The organism is Pantoea sp. CTOTU50773, from assembly GCF_032082325.1.
In the GTDB taxonomy this organism is placed as follows: Bacteria; Pseudomonadota; Gammaproteobacteria; order Enterobacterales; family Enterobacteriaceae; genus Pantoea; species Pantoea communis.
Map to the genome: position 1 here is coordinate 1 of NZ_DAMDQC010000112.1, position 13,950 is coordinate 13,950.

Annotated in this window: 12 protein-coding genes; 3 read left to right on the forward strand and 9 right to left on the reverse strand. The window is 54.7% G+C overall.

Annotation, left to right across the window (positions count from 1 at the left end; translation table 11 throughout):
• Positions 1-466 precede the first annotated feature (466 nt).
• The 5 genes from RT340_RS16285 to RT340_RS16305 form a co-directional block, all read right to left on the reverse strand.
• Positions 467-2,083 (reverse strand): rhodanese homology domain-containing protein, encoded by a 1,617-nt coding sequence (locus tag RT340_RS16285; RefSeq protein ID WP_313377134.1) that lies wholly within the window; start codon positions 2,081-2,083, stop codon positions 467-469.
• Positions 2,076-2,666: a cysteine dioxygenase gene (locus RT340_RS16290; protein WP_313377136.1), complete on the reverse strand. Its 591-nt coding sequence runs from the start codon at positions 2,664-2,666 to the stop codon at positions 2,076-2,078. Before RT340_RS16290 ends, RT340_RS16285 begins: the two co-directional genes overlap by 8 nt.
• Positions 2,663-2,869 (reverse strand): hypothetical protein, encoded by a 207-nt coding sequence (locus RT340_RS16295; RefSeq protein ID WP_313377138.1) that lies wholly within the window; start codon positions 2,867-2,869, stop codon positions 2,663-2,665. Before RT340_RS16295 ends, RT340_RS16290 begins: the two co-directional genes overlap by 4 nt.
• Positions 2,869-3,957 carry an LLM class flavin-dependent oxidoreductase gene (locus RT340_RS16300; RefSeq protein WP_313377140.1) on the reverse strand — a complete coding sequence of 363 codons (1,089 nt, stop codon included), beginning with the start codon at positions 3,955-3,957 and terminating at the stop codon, positions 2,869-2,871. The genes RT340_RS16295 and RT340_RS16300 overlap by 1 nt, the downstream gene beginning before the upstream one ends.
• Positions 3,958-4,149: 192 nt before the next feature.
• On the reverse strand, positions 4,150-5,340 hold the full coding sequence (locus RT340_RS16305; protein ID WP_034825912.1) for a NupC/NupG family nucleoside CNT transporter: 1,191 nt from the start codon (positions 5,338-5,340) through the stop codon (positions 4,150-4,152).
• 369 nt (positions 5,341-5,709) lie between these two features.
• Here RT340_RS16305 and RT340_RS16310 point away from each other — a divergent pair, with 369 nt between their 5' ends.
• On the forward strand, positions 5,710-6,951 hold the full coding sequence (locus RT340_RS16310) for an Nramp family divalent metal transporter (RefSeq protein ID WP_034825925.1): 1,242 nt from the start codon (positions 5,710-5,712) through the stop codon (positions 6,949-6,951).
• Between the two features lie 60 nt (positions 6,952-7,011).
• Here RT340_RS16310 and RT340_RS16315 read toward each other — a convergent pair whose 3' ends face one another.
• Positions 7,012-7,359, reverse strand: a complete 348-nt coding sequence (locus tag RT340_RS16315) for a DUF2502 domain-containing protein (RefSeq protein ID WP_058959054.1) — start codon at positions 7,357-7,359, stop codon at positions 7,012-7,014.
• 159 nt (positions 7,360-7,518) lie between these two features.
• Positions 7,519-8,511 (reverse strand): L-glyceraldehyde 3-phosphate reductase, encoded by a 993-nt coding sequence (gene mgrA / locus RT340_RS16320; RefSeq protein ID WP_182056557.1) that lies wholly within the window; start codon positions 8,509-8,511, stop codon positions 7,519-7,521.
• A 213-nt stretch (positions 8,512-8,724) separates the two neighbouring features.
• Here mgrA and RT340_RS16325 point away from each other — a divergent pair, with 213 nt between their 5' ends.
• A complete protein-coding gene (locus tag RT340_RS16325) occupies positions 8,725-10,380 on the forward strand; it encodes an alpha-keto acid decarboxylase family protein (protein WP_313377144.1) in 1,656 nt (551 codons plus the stop codon).
• Positions 10,381-10,681: 301 nt separating this feature from the next.
• Positions 10,682-11,647, forward strand: a complete 966-nt coding sequence (gene glk, locus RT340_RS16330) for a glucokinase (RefSeq protein ID WP_097116534.1) — start codon at positions 10,682-10,684, stop codon at positions 11,645-11,647.
• Between the two features lie 33 nt (positions 11,648-11,680).
• Here glk and RT340_RS16335 read toward each other — a convergent pair whose 3' ends face one another.
• Positions 11,681-12,406: a LytR/AlgR family response regulator transcription factor gene (locus RT340_RS16335; RefSeq protein WP_097116535.1), complete on the reverse strand. Its 726-nt coding sequence runs from the start codon at positions 12,404-12,406 to the stop codon at positions 11,681-11,683.
• The coding region (locus RT340_RS16340; RefSeq protein WP_313377147.1) for a sensor histidine kinase at positions 12,403-13,950 on the reverse strand (1,548 nt) is incomplete at its 5' end. The genes RT340_RS16340 and RT340_RS16335, both read right to left, overlap by 4 nt.

A 13,950-nucleotide genomic window follows, 5' to 3' on the forward strand; every position in this document is an offset into this window, starting at 1 on the left:
GCTTGCATGGCATGCAAGAGGTCAGCGGTTCGATCCCGCTTATCTCCACCAAATCTCTGTTCGTCCTGAACATTAGCATCACAATCTAACACTAACTAAATTCATAATTGCTCATTTCGTATGCAGAATGGCGTCATTATTCGTGTGACGACAACTCCCAGCGTTCTGAAATGCGCCCATCTTTTGATATCAAGTATCTCGACGAATTGCGCCGTAAATCGCGCGTGCTTCTTCCTGTGCGCTGAGATGGTCTCACCCATTCAGCACCAGCTGCTCATTAGGGGCGCAATGAATCGCACCGCAGCAGCTTCTCACGCGCTGAGATGATTTTATCCGTTCAGCGTTCAGCGTTCAGCGTTCAGCGTTCAGCACTGCATCTGAGTGCGCCATAAATCGTGCCGCCAGAGCTAAGTGTGCACTGAAATTATGCACAATCTGGTCGCGACGCAATTCATGGCGCTAAGAATTAAGCGGTTGCGGCTTGTTCTTGAGCAGGCAACACGCGGAAGCCGTGTGTGCCATCGCGATCCAACTGCGCCACCAGACCGTATTCCCAATCCAGATACGCCTGCATCACAGCAGGTGCGATATCGGTGCCTTCATACGGACGGCGATAGCGATCAATCGCCGGAGACAGCAACTGCTGGTCGCCCTGCTCGGTGGGCAGCTGCGCTGCGCGCCAGGCCGCATTGCCGCCCTCCAGCACAAACACTGGCTTGCCGGTGAGTTCTGCCACCTGTTCAACCGCATATCCGGCCAGCAGGCTGCTGCCGCAGGTCAGCACATAACGTCGTGCCGCTGGTAGTGCGGATTTGCCCTCCTTTTGCAGCGTTGAACGTAGCAGCCAGCCCGCTCCCGGAATATGACTGTTGAGGTGATTGGCGCGCGTGGTGAAGTCCAGTACCTGGGTCTGACCTTCCTCCAGCCACTCCGCCAGTTGCTGCGGAGAAATAAACTCGGGCTGCGCAACCGCAGGAACCCGCGCTTTCCAGGCGCCGGATGCACTGAAATCACTGGCCTGCAACTCTTCCAGCACTGACACCTGCCAGCCAAGCTGCGCCAGCCAGGAGGCGGTCATATTGGCGCGTACGCCGTCGTCATCAATCAGTACAATACGTGCACCGCGCACGCTGGCGTAATGATCGGTTTCCTGCACCAGCTGTCCGCCTGGTACATGACGACTGCCGGGCAGATGACCCGCTGCATACTCGTCAGCGTCGCGCACATCAAACAGGTAAGTGGTGCGCGGTTCCTGCTGCCAGCGCTTGAGCGTTGCCAGTGGAATACGTTCTACGCCAGCGCGATCGGCAATGCCTCGTGCGTGACTCGCCGCCTGTCGCTGTGCGGTTACACTGGCATCACCGTAACGGCGTGACTGACCTTTATCCAGATCGTGGCCTGCCAGCGTCCAGCCAATCGTGCCGTTGCGCAGCGCAAACACCGGATTAGGGATACCGGCATTCACCAGCGACTGGGTGCCGATGATGCTGCGCGTGCGGCCCGCACAGTTCACGATCACCGTGGTTTCCGGTGATGGCGCGAGATCACGCACGCGCAACACCAGCTCACCGCCCGGCACGCTGGTGGCGCCTGGAATGCTCATGGTCTGGTATTCATCAAAGCGGCGCGCATCCAGCACCACCACGTTGGCGTCGCTGTTGATTAAGCTGTGTACTTCATCAGCTGACAGGGAAGGGGTGTGATTGTGATGTTCAACCAGTTCACCAAAGGCCTTACTCGGTGAATTCACATCAATAAACAGCTCCCCGCCGGCTGCCTGCCAACCCGTTAAATCCTCTTTTAACAGCGCCACATTGCTGTAGCCCAGCGCGGCAATACGCTCTGCTGCTGCCTGTGCCAGACCCTCGCCGTTATCATATAAAGTGATGGCTGTTGTGGATTGTGGAATGCGGTCCACTAGCTCCAGCTCCAGTTTGGAGAGCGGGATATTCACCGCAAACAGCGGATGGCCGGTGGCAAACAGCGCTTCGTCGCGCACATCAACAATCGCCACTTCCTGCTGCTGACGCAGAGCCTCAAGAATGTCCGCAGCCTGGCGGAAAGGGAATACGGGTTTACTCATGTGATAGATCCCAAATGTTCGGTAAGTAACGGTTGCTGTAACCGGAGATAAACTGTTTTTCACTGCCGTCTTCGCGATATACCGCGCGTTTGACCGCGCCAATGTTGGCGCCATACACGTGGATGCTGATTGACACGCGATCGTCATAGGCATTGCTCACGCGATGAATATCCCCCACGGTGGGAGAGACGGCTTCGACGTTGCCGGGATCAAGCCGTATCGGCGCACCTTCTGGCTGCAGGCCGTTCGGCCCGGGCTGCCAGGATTGCGATATCTCCGCACCGCGCAGCATGCCAATTAATCCCCATACGCGATGGTCGTGAATCGGGGTTTGCTGGCCAGGCCCCCAGACGAAGCTCACTACTGAAAAGCGCTGCCGGGCATCGGCGTACAGCAGATATTGTTGATAGTGTTCGGGATGCGGCTGAGAGTAAGCCTCGTCCAGCCAGTCGTCATGTTCGATCAGCTCGCCCAGCCAGGCGCTGCCCTGTTGCAAAACAGTGGCTTCATCGGGATTCTGGTCGAGCAAGATGGCAAGGTTACCGACAAAGTCGCGTAAACGATGATGCTGATAGGCACTCATGATTTATCTCCCGGCAAAGCGGGATCAAAAGCCGTAAGTTCCAGTCCGTAAGACAGGTTGTTGAGTTCGCCTGACGATTTTAACGCGGCAAAACGATCCCCCTTAACATCGCCCAGACGCAGTGTGACTTTATCAGCAGCGAACAGCGGATTGAGCGTGGAGATCGCCAGCGCAACACCGGTAAAGAGAGCTGCCAGCCGCATCAGGCGCTCCTTTTGTTAGCGGCGTTTAGCGCCGCGACTTTCTCACGCGTCAGCGGAATCAGCTCCTCGCCATATTCCACCGCATCATTCTGCGGATCGAAGCCGCGAATCAGCACACTGTGAATTCCCAGGCGATAGTAATCCAGCAGCGCATCGGAAACCTGATCGGCGGTGCCAACCAGCGCTGTGGAGTTGTAGCCGCCTTGCACCAGTTTAGCCACGCCGGTCCATAACACTTTGTCCAGGCGATCGCCTTCATTGGCGGCAGCTAACAGGCGCTGAGCGCCAACACTTTGCGGCTTGGGTTTACCAAAGGCGAAGCCGGTCTCTTGCAACTGCTTCTCGGCCAGTTCACGGATATGCTCGGCACGTTCCCAGGCCTCTTTCTCGGTTTTCCCGATAATCGGACGGAACGAGATATTGAAATCAATCTCACGCCCGTGCTGAGCCGCAGCGGCTCGCACATTGCGCACTGTCTCTTCCGCACCTTTCAGCGGTTCGCCCCACAGGGCAAAGACATCGGCATGGCGCGCAGCGACATCAATCGCTTCCTGAGACGATCCACCAAAGTATATCGGCAGCTTTTTCTGCGCAGGTTTGATGGCGGAAAACGCCTGCTCAGCCTGGTAAAAATGTCCCTTATGATCATAAGGCTGGCTGGATTCCAGACTCTGTTTTAGCACGGCAAGAAACTCATCGCTGCGCGCATAGCGTTCGGCTTTATTCAGGAAGTCACCATCACGACGCTGCTCGACATCGCTACCGCCGCTGATGATATGCACGGCCAGCCGACCATCGGTCAGTTGATCCAACGTTGCCAGCTTGCGTGCGGCCAGTGTCGGTGCGACAAAGCCCGGACGGTGTGCCAGCAGGAATTTTAGTGTTGAGGTGTGTGCCGCAGCATGTGCGGTCACCAGAAAGCCGTCGGGTTGATCGGACCAATAGCCCACCAGAATGCGATCAAATCCCGCTTCTTCATGGGCGCGGGCGAAACGCGCGATGTAATCTTTATCGAACAGCGGACCGCTGGCGGGAATGATTTCGGAAGCCAGGCGGTGGCCAATCATGCCAAGAAATTGAATGCTCATACGATTCTCCAGATGTGACGTTATGGAGAAAAGCTACGGGCGCAGGCAACCGGGACGGAAATTCAATATTGTGAAAAGGTTTTGCGTCAGGCGGGGAAGCGGCGAATGACGGGGATAAAAGGGGTGAAATGCAAGATAGAACAGAAAGGCATAATTAAGAAGAGAAGGGCGAGCCGCAGCTCGCCCTGAACATCAGAAGGCCAGAACCAGACCGGCGATAGCGGCAGAAAGCACGCTCACCAGGGTTGAGCCGTACAGCAGTTTAAGGCCGAAGCGAGAAACCACGTTACCCTGTTCTTCGTTCAAGCCCTTAATCGCACCCGCCACAATCCCGATAGAGGAGAAGTTAGCGAAGGAGACGAGGAACACAGACAGGATTCCTTCTGCGTGCGGTGACAGCTGACCAGCAATCTTCTGAAGATCCATCATCGCCACGAATTCGTTAGAAACCAGTTTGGTTGCCATGATACTGCCAACCTGCAGCGCTTCACTGGACGGCACGCCCATCACCCACGCAAACGGGTAGAACACGTAACCCAGCACACCCTGGAAGCTGATGCCGAAGATCAGGTCAAACAGCGCGTTCAGACCAGAAATCAGGGCGATGAAACCAATCAGCATGGCGGCAACGATGATCGCGACTTTGAAACCGGCAAGGATATATTCGCCCAGCATCTCGAAGAAGCTCTGACCTTTGTGCAGATCCTGCAACTGCAGATCTTCTTCGCTATCGACGCGGTAAGGGTTGATCAGTGACAACACAATGAAGGTGCTGAACATGTTCAATACCAGCGCGGCCACCACATATTTCGGTTGCAGCATGGTCATGTAGGCGCCGACGATGGACATGGAAACTGTCGACATTGCCGTAGCAGCCATGGTGTACATGCGACGCTGTGACATTTTGCCAAGGATATCCTTATACGCGATAAAGTTTTCTGACTGTCCCAAAATCAGAGAGCTTACGGCGTTGAAGGATTCCAGTTTGCCCATACCGTTGACTTTTGACAGCACGGTACCGATGCCGCGGATCACCCAAGGCAGGATACGGAAATGCTGCAAAATACCGATTAGCGCCGAGATAAACACGATCGGGCACAGAACATTCAGGAAGAAGAACGCCAGGCCTTTGTCGTTCATGTTGCCGAATACGAAGTTAGTCCCTTCGGCAGCATACTTCAGTAGATGGTCAAACAGACCCGCGAACCCTTTGACGAAGCCGAGGCCCGCTTCAGAGTTGAGGAAGAACCACGCCAGCAAAACTTCGATCACCAGAAGCTGTACGATGTAACGAATGCGGATGCTTTTACGATCGTGACTGACCAGCAAGGCCAGTACGGCTACCACCACTAATGCCAAAAGAAAGTGCAAAATATGGGACATGTCGGCTCCAAATTTGAGGAGGGTTGTATTTTGTTGCGTATTCTATGTAACGCGTTACTTAAAAACGAGATCAAAACCACATTATAAGTATTCGGTATCGACAAATTTCTAAGAATAGTCTCACCGCTCACAACCTCTTCACAAAGCCTTCACAAGAAATATCCATAAAAACATTGTCTATAAAATAACCCGGGAGTAGAGTGATTCCTGTTGCAAACATTTTGGCAAGAACTGGCTTTACCGCAAGGTATAGCAATGGCTATACTTCATAGCACCATCTATTATTACGATAACTATAATCAAATTTCACTTGCCTTGAGCGCCCGTTAAGCTGCATGGGTCAACAAGCGTTAGGACAGGGTCCACACTATGTCAGAAAGTCGCACCGCTGAGCGCGCCGCTCGCGGAGCCAGAAAAATCAAGCTCGCGCTGCTTGGCCCTGCCTTCATCGCGGCAATTGGTTATATCGATCCCGGTAACTTTGCCACCAATATTCAGGCGGGTGCGGCCTACGGCTACAAACTGCTGTGGGTGGTGGTCTGGGCCAATGTGATGGCGATGCTGATTCAGCTGATGTCAGCCAAACTTGGCATCGCCACCGGTAAAAACCTTGCCGAGCATATCCGCGATCGCTTTCCACGCCCGGCAGTGTGGTTCTATTGGGTGCAGGCGGAAATCATCGCCATGGCCACTGACCTCGCCGAATTTATTGGTGCGGCACTCGGCTTTAAATTATTGCTGGGGATTTCGTTACTGCAAGGCGCCGTGCTCACCGGCGTCGCCACCTACCTGATTTTGATGCTGCAAAGCCGGGGGCAGAAGCCGCTGGAGTTGGTGATTGGCGGCCTGCTGTTGTTTGTCGCCGCTGCCTATATTGTTGAGCTGTTTTTCTCGCAGCCGAAAGTGAGTGAATTGGTCACCGGTATGGCGTTGCCTTCGCTGCCCACCTCTGACGCCGTGTTCCTCGCTGCCGGTGTGCTGGGTGCCACCATCATGCCGCATGTGATTTACCTGCACTCGGCACTGACGCAACACGGTAACATTGGCAGCAAAGCGGATCGCTACTCGTCCACTAAACTCGATGTGGCGATTGCCATGACCATTGCCGGCTTTGTCAATCTGGCGATGATGGCGACTGCGGCGGCAGCTTTCCACTTCAGCGGGCACACCAGCATTGTGGATCTCGACCAGGCGTATTTGACGCTGCAACCTTTGTTGGGCCGCGCAGCAGCCATTGTGTTTGGATTAAGTCTGGTGGCGGCAGGCTTGTCTTCTACCGTGGTGGGAACACTGGCGGGACAAGTCGTGATGCAGGGCTTCATTCGCTTCCATATTCCGCTGTGGCTACGTCGCACCATCACCATGCTGCCTTCCTTTATCGTGATCTGGGCCGGATGGGATCCAACGCGCATTCTGGTGATGAGCCAGGTACTGTTGAGTTTCGGTATCGCACTGGCATTGATCCCGCTGTTGGCCTTTACCGGCAACCGCGAGTTGATGGGCGATGAGATGGTCAATTCGCGCCTGATGCAAAACGCCGGACGCCTGATAGTGGTGCTGGTGGTGGCATTGAATCTCTATCTGTTGGTCGGTGAGGCGCTCGGCTGGTAACGCTTCGGCTGGTCAAGACGAAAAAAAGAAAATCCCGGCTATCAGGCCGGGATTTTTGTATTAGTGGTGGTGGTGATCATGCCTGTCATCATGACGATGGTCATGGCGCCAATGCTCACGGCGTTCCCGTTCATGCCAGCGGCGTTCACGCTCACGTTCGTAAGCCTGATGACGACGCCACTCTTCATGACGCCACCAGCGATGATCGTTATAACGATAACGGTCATTCCACCAGCGCGGCTCACGCCAGCGTCCGCCATCCCAATAGTAACCACGACGATCGCGATCGCCGAGATGCAGCGTGACACCCGGAGCCAGTGTAAGGGTGGCGCTGTTGGCTTCTGCTGTGTGCATTGCCAGGGGTGAAAGTGTTGCCAACAAGGCGGCAAACAAAATTGCACGTTTCATAAATTCTCCTTTTCAGTGGCTTATCACTGCCACCGTTGCGCTAGTGTGCCACATCGGTCCAGTGTTGCCTTGAGAGTGAGTCTGAAAACGTTGCGGGAAATCTGAATTGAGAATTTTCTGCTGCGGAAAATACCCGGCCTGAGCCGGGTAGGTAAGCGTTTACACTAATATGTTATGAATCGCTTCGATCTCTTCAGTTGTCAGCTCGGGCTGGCTTAACATCTCAACGGCATCATCAATTTGCGCAGTTTTACTTGCACCAATCAGCACCGAAGTCACGCGTGCATCACGCAGCACCCAGCTCAGCGCCATTTGCGCCAGCTTCTGCCCACGCTGCTGGGCGATCGCCTGCAGCTTACGCACTTTTTCCATCTTCTCTTGCGTCAACTGGCTCTCATTAAGGAATTTACTGCCGCTGGCGGCACGGGAATCCTCAGGGATGCCTTGCAGATAGCGATCGGTGAGCACACCACCCGCTAGCGGAGAGAAGGCGATGCAGCCGACGCCATTATCACCCAGCACATCCAGTAGACCTTGCTCTTCCGGTGCACGTTCGAACATGGAGTATTTCGGCTGATGAATCAGGCAAGGCGTGCCCAGATCGCGCAGAATGGCAATCGCTTCGGCTGCTTTATCTGCCGGGTAATTGGAAATGGCGGCATACAGCGCTTTGCCCTGACGCACCACCTGATCGAGCGCGCGCATGGTCTCTTCCAGCGGCGTTTCCGGGTCAGGGCGATGGTGGTAGAAGATATCGACATACTCCAGCCCCATGCGTTTCAGACTCTGATCCAGACTGGAAATCAGATACTTACGCGAACCCCAGTCGCCGTAAGGGCCGTCCCACATGGTGTATCCGGCTTTGGTGGAGATCACCAGCTCATCGCGCAGCCCGGCAAAATCTTCGCGCAGAATGCGACCAAAATTGGACTCCGCAGAACCCGGCGGGGGGCCGTAGTTGTTGGCAAGGTCGAAGTGCGTGATGCCGCGATCAAAGGCGTGGCGCAGGAGTTCACGGCTATTATCGACGCGCGTGCTGTCGCCAAAGTTGTGCCATAAACCCAGCGAAATGGCCGGTAATTTCAGGCCAGTACGGCCACTGCGACGATATTGCATCTGTTGATAGCGGTCGGGATGAGGAAATACAGACATGCAGCGTTCCTGTCTCAAAAAGGGAGAAAGTGACATCAGCATAGAAGTGTATGCGTTTACACTAAGCCGAAACGCGCCGAAGATCGCAACTTACAGAATTTTCTGTCGTCGTAACGATTGCTTGCCACAAATCGCCATGCGCTGATGGTGAAAATCTCGCCAATTCAGCCACATCGCTGATACTTCGATCATCCCCTTAAGAAGGAACTGTCGATGAAAACCCTCAACGTTGGCGACTATTTACTGCACCGTTTACAGCAAGCTGGCATCCGTCATCTGTTCGGTGTGCCGGGTGATTACAATCTGCAATTTCTCGACAGCGTTATCGCTCATCCTGAGATTGCCTGGGTCGGTTGCGCCAATGAACTCAATGCCGCCTACGCGGCGGATGGCTACGGTCGTTGCAACGGTGCTGCTGCACTGCTCACCACGTTTGGCGTGGGTGAACTGAGTGCGATTAATGGGATTGCGGGCAGCTATGCCGAATATGTCCCGGTTATTCATATTGTTGGCGCCCCAGCCAGTCGTGCGCAGCAGCAAGGTGACTGTGTACATCATTCACTGGGGGACGGCGACTTCCATCATTTCTTGCGCATGGCACAAGAGGTAAGTACCGCCAGCGCGGTGCTGACTGCGGATAATGCGGTTGAAGAAATTGACCGTGTGATATCGGAAGCGCTTAACCAGCACCGGCCCGGCTATCTGCTGCTGGCGGTGGATGTCGCGGCGACGGAGATTACGGTGCCTGATGCTCAGCCCGTTGCGCCTGTCCATCAGGAGACCGCCGTTGCGACAGCTTTTACTGCCGCCGCTGAACGCTTACTGGCTCCTGCACAGCGCGTGGCGTTACTGGCCGATTTCCTCGCTTCGCGTTGGCAATTGCAATCGCCGCTGTTTGCACTCCGCCAACTACGCGCCATTCCCGCCGCTACATTACTGATGGGCAAAGGCGTGCTCGATGAACAGCAGCCCGGCTATGTGGGTACCTACGCTGCCGAAGGCAGCAGCGATGCGGTGCGCCGGGCCATTGAAGAGACGGATGTCACGCTGTGCGTCGGCGTGCGGTTTACCGATACCCTGACCGCCGGTTTCACCCAGCAGTTACCCGCAGAGCGCGTTATCGACCTGCAACCGTTTCACGCCACGGTGGGCGGAGAATGCTTTGCGCCGCTTAGCATGGCGCAAGCCCTCGCCGCATTATTGCCCGTTTATCAACGCCACTGCGTACATTGGGCACTGGCCGACACTGCATCTTGCGAAGAAATTGAGCAAAACGATGATGCGGTAATCAGTCAGCGCGCATTCTGGCAGGCGATGCAGCGCTTCCTGCTGCCGGGTGATATCATCCTGGCCGATCAGGGCACGGCCGCCTTTGGTGCCGCCGCGCTGCGTTTACCACCGGGCGCAGAATTGCTGGTGCAACCGCTATGGGGCTCGATTGGCTATACTCTACCGGCGACCTTTGGTGCACAAACGGCACAACCTGACCGACGCGTCATTTTGATTATCGGTGACGGTTCAGCGCAGCTGACGATCCAGGAGCTGGGTTCCATGCAGCGTGACGGGCAACAGCCGATTATTTTCCTGATCAATAACGACGGTTACACGGTTGAGCGGGCGATTCACGGCGCTGAACAGCGTTACAACGACATCGCACAATGGAACTGGACTGCGCTGCCACATGCCATGAGCGTAGAGTGTGCGGCACAAAGCTGGCGAGTGAGCGAAACGGTGCAGTTAACGGCGGTAATGGAGCAATTAATGCGTCAGCGTCGCCTGACGCTGGTGGAAGTGGTGATGGAAAAACAAGATCTGCCGCCGCTGTTGCGTAAAGTCACTGCAGCTCTGCACCAACGTAACGGCGGCTAGCCACTATCCGGCTTAGGCTTTGTCGTTTTAGACCAGGCGGTGCCTGAAATCCTCACGTACACTCGTTACGCTTCGGTTTCTCCGCATCGTCCGTTTCCTGTGAGGCTGCGTCGATAACGCCTGACGTGATAAGCCCGCAGTTTCGGAAAGTTGCCTCTATACAGGGAAGCCGCGGATTGTCAGGCTGTGGCACGCACCAGAAATGTTTACGCCCATCGTGCTGGTGGGCGTTATTGTTTTATAGGCAGGCTCTTATATAGTGTCCTGCAATTGTTTATGACCCAAGCGGAGCAGCAGAAGAATGACAAAATACGCCCTGGTCGGCGATGTGGGCGGCACCAACGCCCGTCTCGCCCTGTGTGAGGTGGAGACCGGCGCCATCTCCCAGGCCAAAACATTCTCAACATCAGACTACGACAATCTCGAAGCGGTGATTCGTGCTTATCTCGATGAGCAAAAACAGGACATTAAACACGCCTGCATCGCGATTGCCTGTCCAATCACCGGGGATTGGGTCGAGATGACTAACCACGATTGGGCATTCTCAACTCGTGAGATGAAAGAGCACCTGGCATTCGACAGCCTGGAAATCATCAATGATTTCACTGCCGTGTCGATGGCTATCCCGATGCTGGCCGAAGATCAAGTGATTCAGTTTGGTGGCAAAGCGCCGGTAGAAGGCAAACCGATTGCCATTTACGGTGCCGGCACCGGATTAGGCGTGAGCCATCTGGTGCACGTGGATAAGCGCTGGATCAGCCTGCCGGGCGAGGGCGGTCACGTTGACTTCGCCCCGAACAGCGAAGAAGAGGGTGAAATTCTCGAAGTGCTGCGTGCGGAACTGGGTCACGTGTCGGCGGAGCGCGTGCTGTCAGGATCCGGTCTGGTGAATCTCTATCGCGCCATCGTCAAATCTGACAGCCGTGAGCCTGAAAACCTCAAGCCGAAAGATGTCACCGAGCGTGCATTAAAAGATAGCTGCATCGATTGTCGTCGCGCGCTGTCGCTTTTTTGCGTGATCATGGGGCGTTTCGGTGGCAACCTGGCACTCAATCTCGGCACCTTTGGTGGCGTGTACATTGCGGGGGGAATTGTGCCGCGCTTCCTCGATTTCTTCAAAGCTTCCGGCTTCCGCGCCGCGTTTGAAGACAAAGGCCGCTTCCGTGATTATCTGGTCGATATCCCGGTGTATATGATCACCCACGATCAGCCAGGCCTGCTAGGCGCGGGTGCACATTTGCGCCAAACGCTGGGTCGCGTGCTGTAATCTGTTCCGGCGAGCAGCGTCCTGCTGCTCGCTTTACAACCTCATCAACTGGCGAAACGCCTTCACCTTGCTACGGCTCACCGGCACCTGCGCATCCAAATCACGCAACTTCACCAGATAGGTATTGTTAAACCACGGCTCAATCTCACGAATTTTACTGAGATTGACGCAGTACGATCGATGACAGCGGAAAAAGAGCGGTTCCGGCAGGCGACTGCAAAATTCACTGATCGCCATCGACATCACATACGCTTCGCGGCGGGTATAAACAAACGTCAGTTTTTCGTGCGCTTCAACATAATAGATATCGTTGATATCTGTCACGATAATGCGCTCATCTTTCACCAGATTAACGGTTTGCGGCGCGCTTTGCTGAGTGGATGGCTGTGCGAGGTGCTGCTGTGCACTGGCCTCCAGCTTGTTCAGCATGGTGATAATACGCGACTCATGATAGGGCTTAAGGATGTAGTCAAACGCATCCAGTTCAAACGCATCCACCGCATGCTCTTTCCATGCGGTGATAAACACTATCAACGGCTTATGCGCAAATTGGTTAATGTTTTGGGCCAGCAGCATGCCATCCAGTGAAGGAATGTTGATGTCGAGGAAAATGACATCGACGCGATGGTTTTGCAGATACTTCAGCACTTCCAGCCCATCATCAAAACAGGCTTCGATAGTGATCTGACTGTGCTGCTGGATCATCCAGCTCAACTCTTGCTGAGCAAGAAACTCGTCTTCGACGATAATGGCTTTCACGCGCTGGGTTCCGTGATATGGCTCAACGGTGCAGCCAGACGCTGACCGTTTTTGCTCAGAGTGAAGGCGATTTCCGTTCCCGGATGATGACGCGTGATGCTCAGACCCTGACCGGAAAGCAGTTTCACCCGATGATGCACATTAAGCAGCCCGATTTTGTTACCCGGCATCTCATCGCGTGCCACCCGGCCAATGACCTCTTCACTGATACCCGCGCCCGTATCGCGCACCGCAACGCGCACATAATCACCGAGGTCTTTCACACTCAAGGTCACCACCCCTTTGCCACGGCAGGGCTGAATACCGTGCACAATGGCATTTTCCACCAGAGGCTGAATCAGCAAACTGGGCAGCGTGAAGTGGAGATCTTCATCAATGTCATAAATCATCGACAGCTTATCGCCAAAGCGCGCCTGTTCAATCGCGATGTAATCCTTCACCTGCCACAGCTCTTTTTTAATATCGATCAGCTCGTCATCGTTCAGCTCAAGGTTGTAGCGTAAATAGCGCGAAAGATTGATCACCAGCTGACGTGCCGTATCTGGATTGAGACGAATGGAAGAGGAGATAGCATTCAGCGCATTAAACAGGAAGTGCGGGTTAATTTTACTCTGCAACGCACGCAGTTCCGCTTTATTTGCCATCTCACGTAACTGCTCCGCGCGCGATACCTCCAGCTGGGTGGAGATAATTTGCGACAAACCAATGGCCATCTCTTTTAGCGATCCGGTAATGCGATGCGCTCGACGATAATAGATTTTTAACGTGCCTGTGACTTCCCCTTTTTCCCAAAGGGGAATAACCAGCATCGAGTGAATATCTTTGGTGCGATGCGCCTCATCATTATTCTTGATGATGATTTTGCCGCTCGCAATCGACTGCGCCGTGGTAGGGCTGATGCCATCATCCCCGTTGTGATAGTTATGCTCACCGTAGCCGACATAAGCGAGAATCTGCTGAGTATTGGTGATGGCCACGGCATCGGCATGAATATCGCTGCGAATGATATCGCACACCTGACGCAACGACTGGCTATTCACCTGACGAAACAGCGGCAACGTTTTATTGGCAATTTCCAGTGCCAGCTTGGCCTGACGCGCCGCGATCGCCTCTTTTTCTCCTTCCACGCTCTGCACTAACAGTACAATCAAGCCAATGCTCGATGCGCCGAGAATCATCGGTAAAGCGATCTCAGAAACAATCGAAAAGCCCAGCGCCATCGGTCGAGCCCACAGCACAATCAGCAACATGGTGAGGGTTTCGCACAGCATGCCGCCAAGAATACCGGCGCGCCAGCGCTGCTCTTTGCTCACGCGACGATTGATAAACCCAGAAGCGATACCGGCAACGATGCTGGTAATCAGGCAAGGCACAGCCGTGACGCCATCCATATCGATCAGATAACGATGGATGCCCGCGATCACCCCGGTAGCGATACCAACCCAAGGGCCAAACAGAATGCCGCCGGACATCACCGCAATCACCCGCACGTTCAGCAGCGAACCATCCACGTTAATGCGCGACCAGGTAATGAACAGGGCAAA